Below are 22,876 nucleotides of genomic sequence, written 5' to 3'. Positions count from 1 at the left end.
TTCTTAAATGTTGGTCAGCCATTATTAATTATCCTCTGACTTTTTCTCGAGCTTGTTCCAAACTTTGATCTTGGAGTTTTCATCGATTCCTGAGACCACTTCCACATCGATACCATCACTAACCCCCAATTCAAGGTCTTTCCTTTCGAACTTGTTCTCCCCAACCTCAACTTCTACATATGGTTTTTCTGTTTCCTTGTCGAACTGTAGCAAAGCTTCCTTAATGGCCAGTACATCCTTCCTCTCTTCCAAAACGATGGAGGCGTTGGCACTGTAGCCGGCCCTCACATAGGAAGTGGTATCGGTCAAGGCCAAATCTCCTTCAATCTTGAACTGAACAGCACCTTCTTCCTCTACACCTTTTGGCGCGATGAACTTTAAATTGGCCTCGAACTTTTGTTCTTCCAGTGCTCCCAAGCTAATCTGTAAAGGCATTCCAACATGGAGTTTTCCAACCTCGGCTTCGTCCACTTCCCCTTCAAAGATCATTTTACCCATATCGGCAATAGTGGCAATGGTAGTACCATCGTTAAAGTTGTTACTCTGGATTACCTGATCCCCTTCCTTTACCGGAATTTCCAAAATGGTTCCGGAAACAGTAGCCCTAATATTGGTATTGGCACTGGCCGAGCCACCGGCAGATCCCTTTTGAATAATCTGGTAATCGGCCTGGGCATTCTTCAATTCTTGGGTGGCTTGATCAAAGGTCAACTTCAGATTATTGAAATCCTGACTGGAAATCACGCCCTTATCGAACAACACTTTATTCCTATCATATTCGATCTTGGCATTGCTCAGGGCCAATTCGGCATTACGGACCCTACCTGCAGCCTGGTTCAAGGATTGTTCGTTGGGAACCACTTTGATCACGGCGATAAGGTCTCCGGCCTTAACCTTTACCCCTTCCTCCAAAATGATCTTGTCTATAATACCGGATATTTGGGGTTTGATATTGATCTCGTCTTCTGGAATGACCTTTCCCGTAACAATTACCTTGTTCACAATATCCTTGCGGACCGCGGTTTCGGTCTTGTAGAGTTCAACGGGTGTACTGTTCTGCTTTAGAAAGTATACCATGGCGGCCAAAATTCCAATGACCGCTACTCCAATCAATCCGTACTTTACATACTTGTTCATTATCGTTTATTTGATTCGTTATTTATTTGTGTTGATTATTCTTCTCTCAATGCTTCAATGGGCCGTACCCTAACGGCGCGGTTGGCCGGCAATAGTCCTATCAGTACGCTCAGTCCCACCATCAGCACAAAAGAGACGAGAAACTGCGGTACACTGATCATGGGTTTCACAAAGGGGAAATTATCCCCACTGCCCCACATGGAATCCATTATGGACAATATACCAACTGAAATTGCAAAGCCTACCAATCCAGCAAATGCGGTAAGCACAATGGCCTCTACCACAATCTGGCGTTTCACAATCTTGGGAGTCGCTCCCAAGGCTCTTCGCACCCCAATCTCTTTGGTCCTTTCCTTAACGGTAATCAATAAAATGTTGCTGATCGCGATTACCCCTGCCAACAGTGTAAAGATTCCAACGAAGAAGGAGAAACCTTGAAGCACAGTAGTAAAGGCTGTAATGTTGTTGAAAATCTCGGACATATCAAAACTACCGATAGCCCTTTCATCGTCTGGATGGATATCGTACTTGGCCTTCAAGATGTCCTTGATCTGTTTTTCGACCACAGGAACGGGTGTATTCTCCTGTACCGCAATGGCCATCCATCCCATTTGGTCGCCTGAATTGAATGCCTTTTGAAAAGTGGTGAAGGGAATGAACACTGCATTTTCCCCATCAATATTGATGTTGTTATTGGGTTTGTAGATGCCCACCACGGTAAAATACACTCCATTGATCCTGATATTTTCCCCAATGGCCTTTTCGCCTTTTTCAAACAAAAGCTTGTAGGTTTCCTCTCCGATGACGCATACTTTTTTGGAGTGGTCCATATCGGTCTGGTTCAGGAACCTGCCTTCTACCAATTTCTTTTTGGTGATATTGTCTATTTCCGGATAATCCCCATAAACAGCGGAACCACTTGTTTGTCCATTACGATAAACGGTAACCGTTCCCCTATGGCTTGCCAATTCAATCCTAGGTGCCAGTACTTCAATTTCGGGAATCTGTTTTTTCAAGATTTCAGCATCCTCGATCTTGTACCGTATCCTCCTACCTCTTTCAAACCCCTTATAGGGTTCCGAGGTTTGCTGCCCCCATACAAACAGGCTGTTGGAAGCCGTTCCTGCAAATATTTTATTAAAACCATTGCTCATCCCATTGGCAGATCCCAAGAGCAGTACCAAAATGATCATGGCGAATATCACACCCAGCATGGTCAAGAAGGTCCTGAACATGTTCTTGCCCAGTGTATGAAAAATTTCAATCCATAAATCCCTATCAAATAACCACATAACTATTTATCACTTAGTGCAACAATGGGTTTAACATTCGCGGCTTTCATGGCCGGGATCAATCCCGCCAGTACGCCTGCAACAATCAATATAATGGTAGCCGTTACCACTGTAGAAAGATTTACCGATGGATTGCTAAAGGCCGGTGTCTGGAACATTGGACCCAATGCCGCAAGTATGATCCATGCAAATAATAGTCCTACAAAACCTGAAATGGCAGTAATGAAAACGGACTCCAGCAAAACCAGGTTCACAATTTGTCTGGGCCTTGCCCCCAAAGCCTTTCGCACCCCTATTTCCTTGGTTCGCTCCTTAATGGTGAAGACCATAATGTTCCCGATGCCTACAATACCTGCAACAAGGATCAAAAACCCAACCCCAATGCCTATTCCTTTTAATACTGCAGTAAAACTGCTAATGTTCTCAAAAGCCTCTGCATAGTTGAACACATACAGACCTGCTTGATCATCAGGATCTATCTTGTGCCTTCTCTTCATCAAATCCTCCAATCTACCTGAAAACTCCAATGCCTTGGCAAGGTCATAGGTAGGATTATAGGTGAGGGCAATCATGTTAATGTCATTCGTGTTGCCATAAATACGCTGATAGGTGCTTATTGGTGCATAGATTCTTCTTTCGGCATTATCATCCCCGTCATCGGTAAATATTCCGATTACCCTAAAGGGTAAATTGTTCAGCTCCACAAATTGACCTAGGGGATCCTCGTTCTTAAAAAGGTCTTCCGCAACCTTTCTTCCGATTACGGCCACTTTTGCCTTATTGATGACGTCTGCCTCATTTACATATCTACCGGCAACAACCAATGTCTTTTCAATGGCCTGATGGTCGGGATGTGTCGCCTGAACGGAATAGGATCCTGTTTCACTTTTGTACCTTGCAGTAGCATTGGCATAGTACCGAGCACTTATATATTCGACATCATCAGGAAAACTCTTCTTGATATACTCGAGATCGTCATTTTTCAATTGGATACGTCGGCCTGCTTCAAATCCTCCATAGGCCTTGGACGTGGTTCCAGGACGCACAAAGATGGAATTGGTTGCATCATCGTTGAACTGGTTGGTAAAACCATTCTGCATTCCGTTGACTGAAGCCAATAGCATCACCAAGATAAAGATGGCCCATCCTACGGAGAACCCAGTCAGGAAGGTCCGTAGCTTGTTCGTCTTAATCGTGTTGAAAATTTCCTGCCAAACGTCCCGATCAAACATATTGCCCTGCCCTTACTTGTTCTATTTTCTTGTCCTCCACGATCACACCATCCTTTAGGTGTACGATGCGTTTGCACATGTGTGCAATATCCTCTTCGTGGGTCACCACCAAAATGGTATTGCCTTCGTCGTTGATTTTTTGGATAAGGTCCATCACCTCATAGGACGTTTTACTGTCCAAGGCTCCCGTTGGCTCATCCGCGAGAAGTACTTTGGGTTCAGCCGCCATGGCCCTGGCTATGGCCACCCTTTGCTTTTGTCCCCCGGACAACTCACTCGGATGGTGGGTAGCCCATGGCTTAAGACCTACCCTGTCCAAATATTGCATGGCCTTTTCCTGACGCTCCTTTCTAGGTACTTTTTGATAGTACAGCGGAAGGGCCACGTTCTCCAAGGCGCTTTTGTAATTGATCAGGTTGAAGGATTGGAAAATGAAACCCAGGAACTTGTTCCTGTACTGCGCAGCTTTGGTTTCACTGAGGTTTTTGATAGGTACTCCATCCAAGGTATATTCTCCGGAATCGGCCCCGTCCAACATTCCCAAAATGTTCAACAAGGTGGATTTTCCAGATCCTGAAGACCCCATAATGGCCACTAGCTCCCCTTCTTCCACTTTAAAATTTATCCCCTTTAAAACATGAAGGGAATTGCTTCCCATTTTATAGGATTTGTGAAGATCTTTGATTTCTATCATGATTGGTTATGTTAGCTATCTTTTTTAACCTCTTGCCTGTTAGACCTACAAGTTGTTAAATTGTTACAGCAATTGTTTAAATTTTTTGTTAAATGATTGATTAAAGGCCTATTCTTCCGCGACTGCGTTCCAAACTTTTATCTTATCGGTGGCTGCTAGGCCTGATTTTATCTCCACAAAGATGCCATCGCTTACCCCCAATTCCACATCGCGACGTTCAAATTGTTGGTCGGACGTTTCGACCTCCACAAAAGGTTTTTTGGTATCCCCATCAAACTGTACCAAGGCTTCCTTAACAGCCAAAACACTATCGGCACGGGCCAAAATAATGGAGGCATTGGCACTAAGTCCAGCACGGATAAAGGTGGTATCGCTTTTTTTCAACGACCCTTTGATCTCAAACTGGATAGCTCCATTTTCCTCTTTGCCTTTTGGAGCGATATAATCCAAGATGGCATCAAAGACCTTATCCTCTATGGCCCCTACGGTAATCTCCAAGGGAAGGTCTTCCTTGATTCGCCCTACCTCAGATTCATCCACCTTACCTTCAAAAATCATTTTGTTTACATCGGCAATGGCGGCAATGGTGGTTCCTTCATTAAAGTTGTTGCTCTCTATGACCTGGTTACCCACTTCCACGGGTACCTCCAGTACCATTCCACTCACGGTTGCCCTGATCATGGTATTGGCTGCGTTGCTAAATCCACTGGTTGTTCCCGTTTTCACGATATCATATCGTTTATTGGCGGCAGCATAGGCCTGCTTGGCCTGATCATAGGTTACTTGGGCCCTCTCCATATCGGTTTTGGAGATTACCCCTTTTCCAAATAGAGTGGTTTGTCGTTCCAGATTTCGCATTTGATCGTCCAGGCTGATCTTGGCTTCATCAATGGCATTTTTGGCATCGTTAAGGGCCGAAAGGTTAGGGACCACTTTAATCTTGGCCAACAGGTCTCCAGATTTCACAAAATCCCCTCCTTCCACGAATATTTCCTCTATCACCCCTGATATATTGGGTTTGATCAATACTTCTTCCAAAGGAAGAATACTGCCAGTGGCCACTGCTTTTTTAACAATGGTCTGTGTAGATGGTGTTTCGGTCTGATATATTACCGGGTCTTCAGCGTTCTTCTGATAGAGATAATACATGGAGCCACCGAACACGATTACGATGAGCAACAGGATGGCTATGGTTACCGACTTTTTCATTTTGGTATGTTATTATTTTGATTGATTTCTATTTATTCTGTTCTTAATGCTTCAATGGGCCTGACCCTAATGGCACTCTGAGCCGGAATGAATCCGGCCAACAACCCAGAAACCATTAAAATGGTCAATGCCCCGGTCACTACCCCGACACTTACACTGGGGCTCATGAACATATCCACAGATCCTACGCTATCCAAAAGGGAATTGATGCCGAAAATGACCAAGGATCCGAAGATGATGCCCACCATGCCCGATATCAGGGTCAAAAAGATGGATTCCATCAAAATCTGTTTCTTTATGGACCAAGGTTGTTCCCCCAAAGCCCTTCTAATCCCAATTTCCTTGGTACGTTCCTTCACAACTATTAACATGATATTACTCACCCCGATAATTCCGGATAGCAACACCATAATCCCAACAATGTAGGCCACGGCCTTCAAGGCACCAAAAAGACTTTCCACCCTATTGTATTGTTCGTACAGATCAAAATAACCGACAGCCCGAGTATCCTCTGGATGCACTTTGTGCCTTTCCTTCATTACGCTCACAATCTTGTCCTTCAACACGGAAATGGAACTACCGTCATTGGCAGTGATGGCCATCCATCCCACATCCTCTCCTCTGTTAAAGGCTTGCGAAAAGGAAGTAAAGGGCACAAAAATCTCTTTTTGACCTTCTTCCCCTCCACCGCTATTGTTCTTTTTGTAGGTTCCGATGACCATAAAATTCACTCCTTGTATTTTGATGTAGGTGCCCAACGGATCTTCATCCTTATCATACAGATCGTTTTTGACCCCTAGCCCAATGATGGCCACTTTTCTTTTTTCGTTGATGTCGTTGTAGTTCAAAAACCTTCCCGAAGTAACCGCCATGGGATCTTGGTTGATGATTTCCGGATAATCGCCATACACATTGTATGCCCCGGTCCGAATGCCTCGCACCACATTGTTGTTGCCCCCAAAACCGCCCAATTGGTTCCTCGGGGAAATAAACCGAAGGTTCGGCACATTGTCTCGAATGGCCTGTACATCATTGATCTTAAACTCAAATCGTCTCCCTTGGGGCAACCCCTCATAGGCTCGGGTAGTGGCACGCGTCCACATGAACATGGTATTGGTTGCAATATCGCCAAAGTCTTTTTTGATTCCGTTTTCAAGTCCCTTTCCAGCAGCCAAGAGTACGATCAGGATAAAGATGCCCCAACAGACCCCAAAGGCCGTAAAAATGGTGCGCCACACATTGCTTGTGAGGACTTCCAGTATTTCCCGCCATCTATCTCTATTGAACATCTTGACTTGCTTAGATATATTTATTCGTCCCGAAGGGATTCTATCACTTTTACTTTTGCTGCCCGGTAGGCAGGGACAAATCCTGCCAGGGTTCCCGCAGCGATCAGCACGAGTACCGTGGAGAAGGCCACGTTGAAATTCACAGAAGGATTCAATACATAATCTACCTCAATATTGGGTCCTACGAGTTCCAATAAGGCCATACTAAAAATCAGCCCAGCAAAACCCGAAATGGCCGTCACGAAAATAGCTTCGTGCAGGATCATCCCGATAATGGACCAAGGCTTGGCCCCCAGCGCCTTTCTAATACCGATTTCACGGGTGCGTTCCTTCACTACGATCATCATGATGTTACTGACACCTACCACCCCGGCAATAATGGTACAAATCCCCACAAACCAGAAAAAGAGCTTGATGTTGTTGGTGAGACCATAATACCTTTTGGCTTCTTCCATGGCACTCCATACCTCCATGGCACTGGTATCGTCTGGAGCCACAGTATGCACTTGTTGCAGATATTCCCTGAGCCCATTTTTGAAATTGATGGCTTGGGCAACAGCTTGGTCAAAGTTTTCTACAGGGGGAAGGGTAAAGGACATGTTGTTCACCCGGTTGCCTCCATTAAAGGCCTTTTGTGCTGTGGTAATAGGGATATAAATGCGCTCTTCCTCACGATCTTCCATTTCTTTGTAAACGCCGATGACCTTGAAGGGTATTCCCGACACATCGATGAACTCCCCAATGGGCGTCTCCACTTCGTTGAAAACATCCTTTTTGATCTTATTGCCAATGATGGCCACCTTGCCTGCACTTGCTTCATCTTGGTAGTTGATGAACCGCCCTTCTATCATTGAGGCATTCTCTATAAACTGAAAATCGGCCGCCACTCCCTGAACGCTATAAATAAGGGCCTCTTTTCCATAATTGACCGTTACCCCGCGCACAAAGGCGCGAGACGAACCATATTCAATATCACTTTTGAAGATGGCAGAGGCGTTATCGAAGTTTTCATTGACCAGTTGAATGGGTCTTCCGGGATTGAGCCCTTTGTACTCTTTTGAGGTTACGCCTGGCCATACCCAAACACTGGTAGAGGCATCTTCCTTGAACTCCTGTTCAATGCCGTTGCGCATACCTTGCCCAAAACCCAAAAGAATAACGAGTATGAAGATACCAGAGGCTACGGAAAGCCCGGTCAAAAAAGTACGGAGTTTGTTCTTTCGGATGGTGTCAAATATTTCTTGCCACCGCTCAAGGTCGAACATAGGTTAGCGATTTTGATTGATGAAATACGCAAGCGTACAACTATTAGATGAAATAAACCGCAAAATGTTACACCTAATGAGAAAAAAAATGGATTTGGGGCCTATCCCCTCATTTTTCTGTAGATGAAATAGAACAGGGCGGCAATCAAAACATAGGGCACGGCCATTAAGTAAACTATCCCGTTATTTATGCCTTCAGCAGTGCCTCCATCCGCTTCGCTCTCCACCACTGCACGGCACATGGCACATTGAGCATCCATCACCGATGGAAACACCAACAATACAACAAGAACCAACAACAGTTTAACTTTCATAACGCATCAATATTGATAGTAGGGAGAAATCATGATATAGACAATCACCCCCGTAACGGCAACATACAGCCAAATCGGGAATGTATACTTGGCCCAAAGCCTGTGGCTTTCAAAATCATCCAAATATACCTTCGAGTATGTGATAAGCACTAAGGGAATAACGGAAATGGACAATACAATGTGCGTCAAAAGAATGAAATAATAAATATATTTCAAGAAACCCTCCCCTCCATAAATAGTCGTTTCAGATGTCATGTGGTACGCCACATACATAATCAGGAACAAAGCCGACAAGACGATGTTTGTGGTCATCAACTTTTGATGCAGGGATTGTCTTCCATTTTTAATGGCCACTACCGCAGCAACCAACAATATGGCCGTAATCCCATTGATGGCCGCATATATGGGCGGTAGAAAAGATAAGGGTTTTGCATTGGGTATCTTATAACCGAACAGCAATGCCACAACCAAAGGTATCGCAATGGATATCACCGTTATCCACTTGTTGAACCGTTTTTCCTTTAAAGAAATTTCCTCGGTCATTCTGCCAATAATTTTTTAATGTCCTCTTTTAATATGGTAATCTGCTGGGTCTCGCCCTCATCGTTTACCCCTTGTTTCTCCGTAATGGTTCCCCTGTAATAAATTAGTGGGTTGCCGAACTCATCCTCACGGGAACGAATATACCCATTTTTATCCACCAATGCGAACATCCCAGAATGTTCAAATCCTCCGGGGGCATCCCCATTTTCACTGGCGAAAATGTAAAACCCTTCTTGGGCCAGATTGTAAATGGCATCTTGATCACCTGTCATCAAATGCCAATCCTTATCGGTGATGCCATATTTCTCCGTATACTTTTTAAGGACCGAGGGAGTGTCATACCTTGGGTTTATAGTAAAGGAGGCTACCCCAAAATCATCATGGTCTTTGAAGGTTTTCTCAACTTCTACCAAGTTTTTGGTCATAATGGGGCAAATGGTCGGGCAAGTGGTAAAGAAAAATTCCACCACATAGACTTTGCCGAGATAATCCTTGTTGGTGATCATGACACTGTCTTGGTCCAAAAAGGAAAATTCAGGTACCTTTCGCCTTTTCCCCTCATTCACAATAAAGGCCAATGGCCTGTGCTGCATTCCCACACTCATTCGGTCATTCTCCACTATGGTACCGCCCTTTATCCGTTTGGTGATTTCATGGACCGCAAAACTCCCGAAAATCAGGATGATGGCGGATACCCAAACGTAGGTGTACTTTTTTTTCTTATTTGCTCCTGTCGGCATTGTTCTTTTTTAAAGCGAGGCGGTATTCTGCCAAGATGATCTTGACGTCATCCACCATTTTATTGTTAAGCTCTGCTACGGAAGAAGTATCGAAACCAAATTTGACTCCTTCGTCCTCATCATCATTCCTTCCCCTTAAGCTCAAATCCTTATCGATGATGAACACATAAGGAGAGGAAAGGTCCCCGGCCAGTTCCAGGTCGGTTCCAAGCCCTTTGAAATAGGATCGTATCTCCCCTTCGGAACCATAGGCAAAATGCCATTTGTCCACATCGGAAATTTCACCGAGTTCCTTTTTCAATTCCTGCGCCTCGGTTTCACTTCCCTTGGGAACGACCATCACCACCTGAAAATCGTTGAACTCCCCAAAGCGCTTGTATATTTTTTGGTTCAGGTTGAAGGCATTCCCCTTTTTATCATCCAAGTTGCTTCCCAAAAAACCCAATATAGTAATCTTGTCCTTCAGCTGCACCTGACTATCCATTTCGGAAATATCAGGAATCTTTTCTTTCAGGATGGGCAGTTTTCCAAAGTGATTGATCCCCGATGCAAAGAATAGATAGGCCACTACCGGGAACACGAACAGAATAAATAAAACAACCTTTTTTTTCATGAAATCCTAAACCGTACAAAAATAAAAAAAGACGGTTGGAAAACCGTCTTTTATTGCTGTTAATACTTTCTTAGAAGTTCCAAGTGAGGAATCCGTCCTTGTATACATTGTAGATATAATCCGCTTCGAAAAGCAAGATAAAGATCAAATAGCATATCAAGAAAACAGGTGTCCAAACGATAACCCTTCTCAAGGAATTCTTTTCATCACGCAAGTGCATAAAGTCCCAAGCAATATAATAGGCCTTTACCAAGGTAAGGATGATGAAGATCCAGTTCAGTACTTTCATTCCCAAAATATGGCTATGGGTCAATGCCCTTGGCTTGGTGATACCCAAGGCTACCTCAACAGTGGTCACAATGGAAAGGAATATCAATACACCCCATATTTTTTGGGTGTTCGACTTAAATTTTAAAAGTCCTCTAAAAATTTCGAGTTTATGATCGTGTGCCATGAAAAATCAATGTTTTAAACCAAGTAAAAGAATGTAAATACGAATACCCAAACCAAATCCACAAAGTGCCAGTAAAGACCAACTTTCTCTACCATTTCATAATGGCCCCTGCGCTCATAGGTACCCAAAATCACATTAAAGAAGATGATGATGTTGATGATAACCCCTGAGAATACGTGGAATCCGTGGAATCCTGTTATAAAGAAGAAGAAATCGGCAAACAATCGGTGACCGTATTCGTTGTGGATAAGGTTGGCACCTTCCACCACCTGAACGGCATGGGAAAGCTGCGTCAAAGATTGTGCCCTATCCAGAACGGTCTTGTGACCTTCCTCATTCAATTGTTCAGTTCGGATAACAATGTTCGGATTGGCCTTGAAACCTTCTACTACCTCATTCAATGAAAAGGAAGTTTTGTACCCTTCACTAACAAACCAAATCCCGTCGTTCTTTTCATGTTTTACCCTTTCTTCCGGCAACGTCTTGGCGAAATCGGCCAAAGATAACCTTGCCCCACTTTCGGCATCCACAAACTGTAGGATCTTTCCAGCCTTGGTCTCTACGGCACCATGGTCTCCCCTGATAAAAGTTGACCATTCCCATGCTTGGGACCCAACGAAGATAAGACCACCAATAATGGTAAGGAACATATAGAGGATGACCCTGTTCTGTTTCATTTTGTGCCCAGCGTCCACAGCCAATACCATGGTTACGGAAGACATGATCAGAATAAAGGTCATAAAGGCCACATAGTACATCGGAAAGTTACCGTGGAAAAAGGGTACGTGTGTGAACACCTCATCGGCAATAGGCCAAAGTTCAATGAACTTGAACCTTGAAAAGCCATATGCCACCAAAAATCCAGAAAAGGTAAGTGCATCAGACATGATAAAGAACCACATCATCATTTTTCCATAGCTAGCGCCCAGAGGTTGATTACCACCTCCCCAAACGCTGTCTTCAGTACCGGTTGTTACCGTTGCATCCATATAAAAGGTCGTTTTATTAAAACTTTCACAAATTTACACCTTTTGACGTATTCGAAAAGATAAAGTTGAAGTAAAACTACTTCAACCTAAATTTATTTCATGAAATACATGAACACGATCAAATACACCCAAATAAAATCCAAAAAATGCCAAAACGTGGCACCCAATTCCATCCCCAACATTTTCTGGGCCGTATATTTTCCCCTCAACTGTTGCACCATCACCACCAAAAGGGTGATCAAACCCGCTACAACGTGGGCAATATGAACGGCTGCAAGCAAAAACACATAGGACATTTTGATATTACTGGTCGGTCCTGTAAAGTAATATCCGTTCTCCAACATTTGGGAAAAACCCATAAACTGTAACACAATGAAGGTGATACCCAATACCAAAGTGGTCACCAGAAAAACAGTCGCTTGTTTCTGATTGCTTTTTTTAACGGCCCTCCTGGCCAATATATAGGCAATACTGCTCACAATGATGATTGCCGTGCTCACGAAAAAAGCCTGTGGGAGTTGCAGGTCACTGATCCAATCATCTCGCTTACTACTCACGATATAGGCACTGGTCCAACCGGCAAAGCCCATGGTCAAACTCACAATTCCGAACCAGAGCATCATCTTTTTTGCCCTGATTACTTTCTCTTCTTCTGTTCCTTGGGTCAAATCCATATCAACTGACAAACTTATCTATAACGTATATTACTTGAATCAATGAAATGTAGGTCACACTGGCCAGCATGAGCTTTCTTGCCGATATGTTGTCCCTTTTTTCATATAGCCTAAAGGCAAAGAACAACATGACCAATCCGGCCAAAAGTACAATGGCCGCTGCCACAACGGACAATTGCAAACGACCTGTGATCCCGAAAATGGGAATGATGGAAATCACGATCATCCAAAACGTATAAAATATGATCTGAATGGCCGTTCCCTTATCCTTATTTCCTGTTGGGAGCATTTTAAATCCGGCCCTTTTGTAGTCTTCGTCTAACATCCATCCCAATGCCCAAAAGTGGGGAAATTGCCAAAAGAATTGAATCATGAAAAGGGTTCCCGGCTCTATTCCAAAATCGTCCGTGGCGGCTACCCAACCCAACATAAAAGGTATGGCCCCTGGAAAAGCCCCTACAAAAACCGAAAGCGGTGTCTTGGTCTTCAACGGAGTGTATACACTGGTATACAAAAAAATGGAAATGGCCCCTAACATGGCGGTCTTTGGACTTAGTGCCAAAAGGGAAAGAACTCCTAGAACCGTTAACGTTACCGCAATGGTCAAGGCGGCTTTTACCGACATTCTCCCCGATGGGATAGGACGGTTCCTGGTCCGTTTCATCAAGGCATCCAAGTCTTTTTCTATGACTTGGTTATAGGCATTGGATGCCCCTACCATGCAATAACCACCAAAGGTGAGCAGCAATACGGAAACCAAATTGATTTGGTAGGCTCCCAAAAAATATCCCGCTATGGATGAGAACACCACACTGATGGCCAACTTAGCCTTAGTGATTTCCTTGAAATCAGTAAAAATCAAGGAAAGGGTATTGTTTTTAACGGAACCTACTGCAGATTTCATCCACTATGTTAATTGGCTGGCAAAGATAACGCCAGTGTCCATCTTTTGCAACCCAAGAAAAGGTTTTATGACTCTTGAACAGCATATTGAACAAATAAAAACCATAAAAAAAGCCCTGACGTTCACATCAGGGCTTTTTCCATTCCCGCCTCAACAGGAATCATGTGCTTCTTTTACTGAAGCTTGAAGGTAATCGGAATACTGAAAGGTACTTTTACCGGTCTTCCCCTTTGCTTACCTGGGGTCATTTTAGGTAATTTTTCAATAATCCTTCTTGCTTCGGCTTCCAAGTTCTTATCCGGTCCACGCATTCTGATATCCCCGATACTTCCATCTTTCTGGATGACGAAGATTACGCTTACCCTACCTTGAACACCCATTTCTTGGGCAATCTCTGGATAACGGAAATTTTTACGGATATGCTCCTGCATCATTTCCTGGAAACAGGCCTTTTTATCTTTTGCTCCTTCGCAACCTGGAAAAACGGGTACATCCTCGATTACGGCAAATGGAACCGAAATATCTTCTTCTACCTCTTCTACCTCTACCTCTTCGATCTCAACCACTTCTTCTTCCTGGCTGGTTTCGGTAGACTCGATTACGGTTTCTTCCACTTCCTCTTCATCTTCTACTACCTCGATTACCTCTGGTGCAGCTGGTGGCGGTGGCGGTGGTGGCGTTTTGATCTGCTCCGTCATAGGCACTTCCTCATCCAACTGATCTTCCACATTCAAGGCAATGTCATAGTCATTTGCCTTATCGTATTTCTTCCACTCCATAGCGTAGTAGACCAAAGCCAAAACAGCTGCCATCCCTACTACAAAGTAAAGGGAGCTGTTCCGTCCTACATTCGCTTTTGGATTCTTTTTTAGTTCCATCCTTTCAAAAATTTAGTGTTCGCTAATTTAATTATTTATTGGTTAAATAAACAATTAAAATTTCCATTTTAACGGCTTTTCCTTAGAAAAAAGCCATCGAATTAATCCAATTCCTGTTAATGCTCCCAAAGAATTTGCCAAAACGTCGCCGATTTCGGCCATTCGGTCCGTGGTGAACATATACTGTAAAACCTCAATAAGTATGCCATAGGATATAGCTGTTACCAGCACCATTATGGTGGCCTTCCCCAACGGGATATTACCCTTTGTCCGTTCCCTAAAACACAGGCTACCCAAAAATGCGAACCCAGTATAGAACACAAAATGCGTTATTTTATCCGCATAGGGAATATCTATACCACCAGTATCCAAGTGAAGGGTAGAGAAAGAAAATAAGCTGAGCATTGTAATAAACACCGCCCAGCCTATGAACAATAATGTATATCGGTATGCTTTAAGCACCGATCAATGCCTTATAATCTTCGGCGCTCAAAAGATCGGCTACCTCGGATTCATCGCTTATTTTGATCTTGATCATCCAACCATCACCATACGGGTCGGAGTTTACTTTCTCCGGTTCATCTTCCAATGCCTCATTGAACTCGATGATTTCCCCGGTCAACGGTAAAAAAAGATCGGAAACTGTTTTCACGGCCTCCACGGTTCCAAAAACCTCTTCCTTGTCCAAGGTCTCATCCAAGGTCTCCACCTCAACATAAACGATATCCCCCAATTCTCCTTGGGCAAAATCCGTAATGCCAACAGTGGCAATATCCCCATCGATCTTGACCCATTCGTGGTCCTTGGTGTACTTTAATTCTGATGGTATGTTCATTATTATATGTTTGAATTAGTCGCTGGACAAATGTAACAGATTGCGGATTGCTTTTCAAACAATACCTTCAATTAAATTGAAGGAAAAATGATTTGGGGGCCTCCTAATTACCAAAGTTGTACCGCAACGTGAACCCTGCATTGATGGTCGTTTGCGGAAACGCCGTGGAAACGGCAAACTTGGAAAAGGAATGATCGTAGAAGAACAAGGCGTTCAAACTTTTGCTCAGGGCGTAATCAGCCGTGAACTTCATGGATATCAATTTTTGCCCGGAAGTAATCTGGTTGTTGTCGATATCCAAGTTTCGGATGATGGTAATGTTATCACGTAAGGATAGGTCGGCCTTCAGGTTCAAATCTCCCTTCAATCGTGTTTTTTCACCACCGATATTGGTCACGAACTTCACATCTTTAAAACGATACCCCAATCCAAGGGTGTATTCCTTTCCATTGATCTCGGTCAACAAGTTATTGTCAAAACTCAAGGATAGAGTCCGATCGGTCCTCACCTCTGCCAAAAAGCTAAAAGAGTTCACCATCTCAAAATCTACCCGCACCAACGGGTTAAACTGGTCCGTAAGCACTACGTTGTTGATCAAGGTTTCAGGTAGCACATCCCCGGTCTCGGCATCGAACTGGGTGTTCTGGCGCTCCAAATTGGTTTGGAACTGGTTGATACTGTATGCGGCACGATACCCATGGCTCAACGAGAATCGCTTGAATTTCTTTTTGAACCATCGGTTCTTCATTAACCCCGTGTACTTGATGTTCCAGTTCGGAATCGGGATTTCCCTAAAGGCATCCAGGTTCACCCGGTTCACATCCTGACCGGTATAGGCGGCAAAGAAAGCAGGCAACAATACCTCTTGTTGGGTTTTTCCATATCGCTCAGGAAAACCATCCTCATCCAATTCGCCGGGATTTTGGCCCCGATCGGAAACCAATCTATTGGCAATGGTAATCCTGTTCTCTTTGAACTGTTCAAACGTCTTGGAATCAAATTGGTCGCTCTTATTGAAAATGGTACCGATCATGACCGTGGAAATACTGAAATTCCCCATCTCGTTGACCAACCCATCCTCAAAATTGATCCACTTTTCTGGACTATAATTTTCCTGCGAAGTGTTGGTGTACTGCCTGTCCGCGCTCAAATCAATGGTGATGTCCTGAGTGGGCTGGGCCGTAGCGGTAACGTTGAGTTGTCTACGTGTGTTTTGAATGAATTGGGAATTGTACTCAGGATAACTTGTCAACCAACCATTACGTGCCGCCTCGTAGCGCACGTCGGACTGACTACCAAAAACAAATCCCAAAGTGGGCCTTGCCGTTCCGATGAATCCTACCGATTGGGTATAACCGGGCAACACCGTACCATTGTTCTCGCTATAATTAACATTCACCCTTTTTACCATCGTCAGTACATCCACCAAAGTATTGAATCCTTTGCTGGTCTTTCTTGGGCCATTTTCCTCTGTCCCATTGGCCGGATTACCTGCTTTGTCCCTTCTGATGGGTGGCTGGTTGGCCGTTACCTTACCGTCCTTTTTCTTCAACCCCAGAAAATCGTACAGGCGTTGCATACTCAGGTTGGCCGTCAGGTTATGGGTGTTGGCGTTTTGTACAATATTGATGTTCTCTCCTGCCACCTCGATCAAGGCATCCCCCCCACGCTGCCAATCAAAATTACTGGTGTAGGTATATTGGGCATTGATGAAATTCAGGAACGGAATCTTGCTGAATGGCAACTCGTAGTTCAACTGCATCTGTTGGGCATGGCGATTGGGTTCCCCGATATCAAAGAAACCGTCCCAAAGGTCCAAGGCTTGGTTGATGCCCGAATCGGGATCATCATCCACATTGAAATAGTTTCGCACAATGTTGTTGTTCGAAGCCGTAAGGTTCACCCTCAACGATTTGGTAATACTATAATTCAAGGCATATTGCCAATTGAAAAGGTAGTTGCGCTGTTGCAACAACGGCAACTCCAAAGATTCGACACCAGGCTCCAATACATCCCTAAAACGTTGTTGATTAAAGGAACGGTTGTAATTGGCATTGACGGAAATACTGGTCGGAAGCACATTGAAGTTCAAATCCTTCAACCATTGCCAGTACCTGCTCATGAAAAGGGAATCCTTTTTGGCAAACGGTGCTACATTGGACGGTTTAAAGTTATAGTTGTACACCGCTCCGGTGGTCACATTCTGATCCCGTAGGTCGGCTACTTCAAAATCACGGTGATTGGTCTCGTTGTACGAATAGTTGAAGGTGAAGTTCTCAATGTCAAAGAATTCTTCTTTTGCATCTTCTCCCCTATTTTTCCTGACTCCGATCAAGTTGATGCTGGTTCTTTTGGTGTAATCCTCAGCCTGTTTTTTTATGGTTTCCGCTTCCTCTGCAGTGGACGCAGCGGCAATGCGGTCATCCAGTTTCAAATCGTCATAGACGGGATCGAACTCTGGCGTGATCAAGGTTTCGGAAATTCCATAATTGAAGGGCAATTGCAGGTTCCACTTTTTGGGGAACAATTGGCCCACGTTCACATTGGTCACCACATCATAGGAAATGGCATCTTCCCTAGATCGTTCGTTCGGGGTTTGATCGATGGAACCAAAACCGGAGGTACTTTTGCTACCAGTGGCCGTAACATTGGCGAAATCGGCCATATTGGCGTCCAAGGCCGCGATGGCTGCCCATCCCCCCTTATTGTCCAAGCCCGCCAAACGCAATTCGTTGAACCAAACCTCCCCTCGTGCAGGCACATCGTCAATGTTCTTTACACCGACCATCATGGCGCGAATGCTTCCCAAAGATGGGTTACCCCTTATTCCTATTCGGATGGTCCCCAAGGTCCTCGGTGCAAATTCATCCACAAGTACCGCTTCGCCGTCCACAATTTCATAATAGTTGATATCGGTCAACGTTTGGTCAGAAATACCTCTGGACTTCACTTTGTTCAAGTCACTCAAGGCAATATCGATCTCGTTGACGGCAGGCCAGATTTCGTCCGCGGAAGAAGCTCCGTATGACGTAAACTGTAACGGTAATTCAATCTGATAAAAGTTCTCGGAAAAATCCGTTCCTACCCGAAGGAACCCGACCAATGGGGTATCACTGTCGGAATAATCCCCGTTCAATATTTTTTCGGCGTGCATGAACATTTTGAGGCGTTCGTACTGCCTCACATCAATGTTCACACTTTTGAACACCCCCCTGGCATCCTGCGATTCCAAATTTTCCACCACAAAAGACAAGGATTGTTCATTCTGGCGGATAATGGTATTGTTATTGTTCAACTGTTCCCTGACCACTCCCGGAGGCAATACATACGGAATGGGTTGTCTACCATAGTTCTCCTCAATGTTCACCGTGTTCACGTCCGTTACGGTACCATCATCGGTAGGATCATTGTCCACATCGGGTTGAAGAGAACTGGTATAGGTCCTCCAATCGCCTCGGACCAAATCCAAGGTAGCAAAACGGAGTACCACATCATTGGTGAAGCCTGTCAGGTACATCCTCATAAAACTAATGGACCTAAAATCGGCAATACCTCCTACCGCATCGGTAAAATCGCTCAAAGGAATCTTGTACTGTATCCATCTTCTGTTCAACTGGGTACCGTTGGGCAAGGTTGGGGTGAGCCCTTCACGAATATCGGTCACATACTTATCGTTGATGGTCGTGTTCGGTTTGATCTGGATCCGGTATTCGTAGTAGCTGTTCACCGTGTTCATGGTTAGGTCCCTATCGATATCTTCCACATCAGGAAGCGTGGTAGAACCCCTATTGGTGTTGGTCACGGCAACCGGCGAGTTACCCTGCGTATTGTTGAAATCGAGATAACGTTCCAAAATGGTTCCTTCCCGGTTCAAATAATATTGATAGTTGTCCAGTGCCGGGTCGTTAGCAGGACCGTTATAAATGGCCTGTTCCTCTGCATCGTTAAGCCCATCCAAACCTGCATCCTGTGCTGTTCTGTTGGCCTCATCTGCATCAAACGCATATACCAATGATTGTGTGGAAGGCACCTGGCCCCAGATGGTTTCCCTTGGCACCTCGTTATTGGTGGTTGCCGGAAGTCCATTCTCGTATTGCTTACGGCCATCCTTCAAAATATCCTCTGAAATATTACCCAAGTTCAATACCAGTTCCCCGGCATTGGCACCCACAGCTTGCCCATCCACATAGGGATCCAAAACCCAAAACTGGACAAACTCCACATTCGATTGCTCAAAGTTGGTACTGCTCAAAGGTCGCATGATCCCTGCCCATTTGTTATCGGCCGTTTCCGTTTCAAAACTTGGATTGGCATTGTAAGGTCCTTTTTGATTGGGATAATAGGCAATGTCCAAGGTACTCTGAACCTGGGTCTGGCCTTGGGCAATGTCGGTCTCGGTAAAAACCTCATCTATAAATACCCTTCGGGTAGCGTTCAAGGAAATATCGTTGTCCGACAATCCGGTAGGTCTCTGGTTGGTATAAAAAATAGGGTCGATGGTATACCACGACATTTTGGCCCTTTCGTACCCCACATCGATTCCTGTTCTGTCCTGTAAAAATTCCACTGGCGGGCTCGCCAAGGTCCATCCCAAGGAGGAACGGATATCGATCAAGGCCTGTGCTCCTTCAAAATCATCCAGATAGGTTGTGGTCTCGCCTCGAAAATCAGCATTCTTCGGTGAGTTCGGCTGTAAAAATGCCACCTCTCCCCGCAACGAAAGATTAGAAGGCACATCGGTATCGATATTGGGTAACTTATTTGCCAAACGGGTCAAGAACGGGATTTCAGTACTGAAGTTTCCGTTCAGACCAAAAATGGTATTGTTCACGGGCTCCACCCCATAATTGGATTTTTGGGTAAGGGGTCGTTCGTTCAGGTTGAGCAAGGTACCTCCCAACACAAAGTTTTCATTGAACTGGTGTTCCACGTTCACCCCGGCGAATCGTCTTGTCTGTTGTCCGAAAACCGCATTGTTTTCCACAGAAATGTTGATTGGGGTATCCGAAGCGGCCAAACTGGGGTCCAAAATCTGGACCGTTCCTGCCTGATAGTTCACGGTATAGTCGATGCCTTCCTGTAATTGCCTTCCTCCTGCGGTTACGCGAACAGAACCTTGGGGCACATTGAAGGCCCCGATCGGAATGCCGTTATTGCCCGAAGACTTGTATCGCCCTTTAATCTGAAAACGGTTCTTTTCTGCATTTTGAAGGGAAGCCGCCTTTGTTTTGGCATACATATTTCTAAACACGTAGCGTCTCTGGTTGGCATTATACCCTTGGTCGTTTTCCACATCGTAGGTACCACCTCCAAGTAAATCGAAAAGGAATTCCCCAAAAGGTTCCACTTTGGTAAAGATGATGCGTCCCGACTGGGAATCTACCGTTATGCCTTCATAATAATCGAAGAATCCATCACCTCCTGGTTGGATGTCATTATAGGAATTCAGACGGTCCAAATTGAAGACCCGAAGCAAAATCTGGTCCTCCAATCCGGATGGCCAGCCAATGTTTTGGTCCACTGGCGTAATGTAGTTCCTTGGCGTAGGATCGGAATACAAAATGTTCAACCTAAAATCCTCTTGGCTCAATTGATAGGCTCCCGTGGAATAAATGTTCTTCATCATCAAATCCCAAATAGGATCGTCAACATTGGTAATGTTGCTCTTCAACAGCTTCAATACCAATGTATTGTTCTCAATAATGGGATTTACTCCACTAGAAACCGTGGTCGCATCGATGCCACCGTTGGCAAACTCTCCCACTTGGTATACCTGTCCGTTAAAAGTGTACTGAAAGGCAACGCCCAACACCTCATCGTTGCTCAAACTCTGGCTCAAGGAAATATATCCCAACTGGGGATCAAAGTCATAGTCCCTACCCGCTTCCAATTTCCGGGCATTTTCAAGAATGGCGTAGTCAAACCCTTGATTTACGGGATACCCTGGAACATTGAAACCGGATTCCACAGTGGCAATATCCCTGATAGATTGCGTCAACGCGCCACCAGCACCAATTTGGTTCGGATCATAGGCATTGGCAGGGTTTTGAGGCAGACCGGATGCAATGGCAGAGGGGTTGAAAAATCCCGCTGGATCTCCATTATTTCTCCCGATACGGGTATTGTCTTCATTGGCCTCACCCAAATCCTGAATGGCGACCACATTCCTAACGTTCTGCGTCTGTTGATTCCGGTTGGTCACCCAGACCTCCAAACGGGTAATCTGTACCTGACTTTGGATAAAAGGATAATTTTCGAGGGCACGATCGTAATTGTCCCTAAAATAATGGGCCAGGAAAAAGTGCCTATCCTCGTCATAATCCAACGCGGTCATGGAAAAATCCTTTACCTGTCCACCACCTTGTGCCACAACCGTATTGTTCTGGGAGCGCTGTTCCGAAAAGACGGCTGTAACAGTCGTTTTTCCAAATTGCAATTGGGTCTTCACCCCAAAAAGACTTTGAGCTCCGGTAATCAAGGAACTGTTGAGGGGCATGTTCACGTTACCAATCTCAATTTTTTGGAGAATATCATCTTCCGTTGGGGTATAGTCCAGCTTTACCAAATTCTGAAAATCGAAAGTGGCCTCTGTATCATAATTGGCGGTCACCTGTAGACGCTCCCCCACTTTCCCTAACAGACTTAAGCTGATGCGCTGATCAAAATCGAAGGAAAGATTGGTCCTGTTGCGGGGTGAAAGGGCCGGGTTGTCATTCTTTTGCCACAAAACACCGAGATCCATGGCCACGGAACCTTGGGGAATCACTTCAATCGTATTTCCACCAAAAATGGATTCGAAGAAATTGCTATTGACGTAGAAATTGGGCAACAGGTTCTTTCTAGCTTCCTCACTGCCTTCCTTCTTGCCGGCATAAGCATCCGACTTTTGCTTGAAATAAGATTTCATCTGCTCCTTGCGCACCAAATCATAATACTGCTCTGGGGTAAGGATGATGGGGTAATTGATATTATAATCCCCAACACTTTCCGTGTAGATGTAACGGTCGGTCTTGGGATCGTAGGTGTACTTGGCAATAATGCTGTCGGGGTTATCTAAAATAAGGCGGCCAAGCTCAACTCCGGTCTGTACGGAATCCTGAGCCTGATCGGTAGTTTCCTGACCCGTGACAATGGCCACGGTCAAAAAACAGACCATAAAGAAAATGTACTTAAAACGTGTTGGTTTAAGTATTGGTTTTGCCCCTCTTTTCAAACTAGTTACAAATTTTTCAGCGCCAGTTTTATAATGTTCTCTACGCTAAGTGAAGTGTCTTGGGCAACAACCTTGTCCACCACCTTTTCAGATTGCTTTCTGGTGAAACCAAGAACCTCTAATGCAGATAACGCTTCTTCTTTATTTGTATTGTTTGATTGTATTGAAACTTCTCCTATGTCATAGACTTTCAAAATCTTGTCCTTTAAGTCCAAGATCACACGTTGGGCCGTCTTGGCCCCGATGCCCTTTACCGCTTGTATTGTGGCCACATCACCACTGGCGATGGCATCCCTGACATCGGTTGGAGAAAGGGATGATAACATGGTACGCGCGGTACTGGAACCCACCCCGGAAACAGAGATCAGCAAACGGAACACTTCCCGCTCCGAACGCTCCGCAAATCCAAATAAGGTATGGGAATCTTCCTTGACCAATAAATGGGTATACATATGAATGTTTTCCTGATCCTTGAGCAAGGAAAAGGTGTGTAGGGAAATGTTCAGAAAATACCCTACTCCATTGCATTCCACAATGACGTAGGTTGGGTTTTTCTCGACCAGTTTTCCTCTTAGATGTTCTATCATCAGGTTTTTGGATT

20 protein-coding genes are annotated in these 22,876 nt (G+C 44.7%); all 20 read right to left on the bottom strand.

The window, feature by feature from the left end; genetic code table 11:
- Positions 1-24: 24 nt before the first annotated feature.
- Positions 25-1,137 (bottom strand): efflux RND transporter periplasmic adaptor subunit, encoded by a 1,113-nt coding sequence (locus tag D2U88_RS01965; protein ID WP_119638618.1) that lies wholly within the window; start codon positions 1,135-1,137, stop codon positions 25-27.
- Positions 1,138-1,172: 35 nt separating this feature from the next.
- Positions 1,173-2,372 (bottom strand): ABC transporter permease, encoded by a 1,200-nt coding sequence (locus D2U88_RS01960; RefSeq protein WP_235855697.1) that lies wholly within the window; start codon positions 2,370-2,372, stop codon positions 1,173-1,175.
- A 59-nt stretch (positions 2,373-2,431) separates the two neighbouring features.
- A complete protein-coding gene (locus tag D2U88_RS01955; protein ID WP_119638616.1) occupies positions 2,432-3,661 on the bottom strand; it encodes an ABC transporter permease in 1,230 nt (409 codons plus the stop codon).
- Positions 3,654-4,355, bottom strand: a complete 702-nt coding sequence (locus D2U88_RS01950; protein WP_119638615.1) for an ABC transporter ATP-binding protein — start codon at positions 4,353-4,355, stop codon at positions 3,654-3,656. Before D2U88_RS01950 ends, D2U88_RS01955 begins: the two co-directional genes overlap by 8 nt.
- A gap of 108 nt (positions 4,356-4,463) precedes the next feature.
- Positions 4,464-5,564, bottom strand: a complete 1,101-nt coding sequence (locus D2U88_RS01945; protein ID WP_119638614.1) for an efflux RND transporter periplasmic adaptor subunit — start codon at positions 5,562-5,564, stop codon at positions 4,464-4,466.
- A gap of 32 nt (positions 5,565-5,596) precedes the next feature.
- Positions 5,597-6,853 (bottom strand): ABC transporter permease, encoded by a 1,257-nt coding sequence (locus D2U88_RS01940; protein WP_119638613.1) that lies wholly within the window; start codon positions 6,851-6,853, stop codon positions 5,597-5,599.
- A 20-nt stretch (positions 6,854-6,873) separates the two neighbouring features.
- Positions 6,874-8,118, bottom strand: coding sequence for an ABC transporter permease (locus D2U88_RS01935; RefSeq protein WP_119638612.1), 1,245 nt, complete (start codon positions 8,116-8,118; stop codon positions 6,874-6,876).
- Between the two features lie 101 nt (positions 8,119-8,219).
- The gene (locus D2U88_RS01930) at positions 8,220-8,432 is read right to left on the bottom strand and encodes a hypothetical protein (RefSeq protein WP_119638611.1); all 213 of its coding nucleotides are present in this window, start codon (positions 8,430-8,432) and stop codon (positions 8,220-8,222) included.
- Positions 8,433-8,438: 6 nt separating this feature from the next.
- Positions 8,439-8,975 carry a DUF420 domain-containing protein gene (locus tag D2U88_RS01925; protein ID WP_119638610.1) on the bottom strand — a complete coding sequence of 179 codons (537 nt, stop codon included), beginning with the start codon at positions 8,973-8,975 and terminating at the stop codon, positions 8,439-8,441.
- A complete protein-coding gene (locus D2U88_RS01920) occupies positions 8,972-9,715 on the bottom strand; it encodes an SCO family protein (protein WP_119638609.1) in 744 nt (247 codons plus the stop codon). The genes D2U88_RS01925 and D2U88_RS01920 overlap by 4 nt, the downstream gene beginning before the upstream one ends.
- Entirely contained in the window at positions 9,696-10,328 is a 633-nt protein-coding gene (locus D2U88_RS01915) for a hypothetical protein (RefSeq protein ID WP_119638608.1), read from the bottom strand. Before D2U88_RS01915 ends, D2U88_RS01920 begins: the two co-directional genes overlap by 20 nt.
- Before the next feature lie 70 nt (positions 10,329-10,398).
- A complete protein-coding gene (locus D2U88_RS01910) occupies positions 10,399-10,782 on the bottom strand; it encodes a cytochrome C oxidase subunit IV family protein (RefSeq protein ID WP_119638607.1) in 384 nt (127 codons plus the stop codon).
- Positions 10,783-10,796: 14 nt separating this feature from the next.
- Complete coding sequence (locus D2U88_RS01905) at positions 10,797-11,771, bottom strand: cytochrome c oxidase subunit 3 (protein ID WP_119638606.1); 975 nt, start codon at positions 11,769-11,771, stop codon at positions 10,797-10,799.
- A 92-nt stretch (positions 11,772-11,863) separates the two neighbouring features.
- Positions 11,864-12,445: a cytochrome c oxidase subunit 3 gene (locus tag D2U88_RS01900; protein WP_119638605.1), complete on the bottom strand. Its 582-nt coding sequence runs from the start codon at positions 12,443-12,445 to the stop codon at positions 11,864-11,866.
- Between the two features lies 1 nt (position 12,446).
- Positions 12,447-13,349: a heme o synthase gene (cyoE, locus tag D2U88_RS01895; RefSeq protein ID WP_119638604.1), complete on the bottom strand. Its 903-nt coding sequence runs from the start codon at positions 13,347-13,349 to the stop codon at positions 12,447-12,449.
- Between the two features lie 173 nt (positions 13,350-13,522).
- Positions 13,523-14,227, bottom strand: coding sequence for an energy transducer TonB (locus D2U88_RS01890; protein ID WP_119638603.1), 705 nt, complete (start codon positions 14,225-14,227; stop codon positions 13,523-13,525).
- A gap of 54 nt (positions 14,228-14,281) precedes the next feature.
- Positions 14,282-14,632: a VanZ family protein gene (locus tag D2U88_RS01885; protein ID WP_147378503.1), complete on the bottom strand. Its 351-nt coding sequence runs from the start codon at positions 14,630-14,632 to the stop codon at positions 14,282-14,284.
- A 49-nt stretch (positions 14,633-14,681) separates the two neighbouring features.
- Positions 14,682-15,062, bottom strand: a complete 381-nt coding sequence (gene gcvH, locus D2U88_RS01880; protein WP_119638601.1) for a glycine cleavage system protein GcvH — start codon at positions 15,060-15,062, stop codon at positions 14,682-14,684.
- Between the two features lie 103 nt (positions 15,063-15,165).
- Positions 15,166-22,275 carry a T9SS outer membrane translocon Sov/SprA gene (gene sov, locus D2U88_RS01875; RefSeq protein ID WP_470295072.1) on the bottom strand — a complete coding sequence of 2,370 codons (7,110 nt, stop codon included), beginning with the start codon at positions 22,273-22,275 and terminating at the stop codon, positions 15,166-15,168.
- A 5-nt stretch (positions 22,276-22,280) separates the two neighbouring features.
- Positions 22,281-22,862, bottom strand: a complete 582-nt coding sequence (gene ruvA, locus D2U88_RS01870; protein WP_119638599.1) for a Holliday junction branch migration protein RuvA — start codon at positions 22,860-22,862, stop codon at positions 22,281-22,283.
- Between the last annotated feature and the right edge of the window lie 14 nt (positions 22,863-22,876).

It is taken from the genome of Flagellimonas aequoris, from assembly GCF_003584165.1.
Lineage (GTDB): Bacteria > Bacteroidota > Bacteroidia > Flavobacteriales > Flavobacteriaceae > Flagellimonas > Flagellimonas aequoris.
The sequence above is the reverse complement of the archived record's forward strand: the minus strand, read 5'-3'. Positions and strand labels throughout refer to the sequence as shown.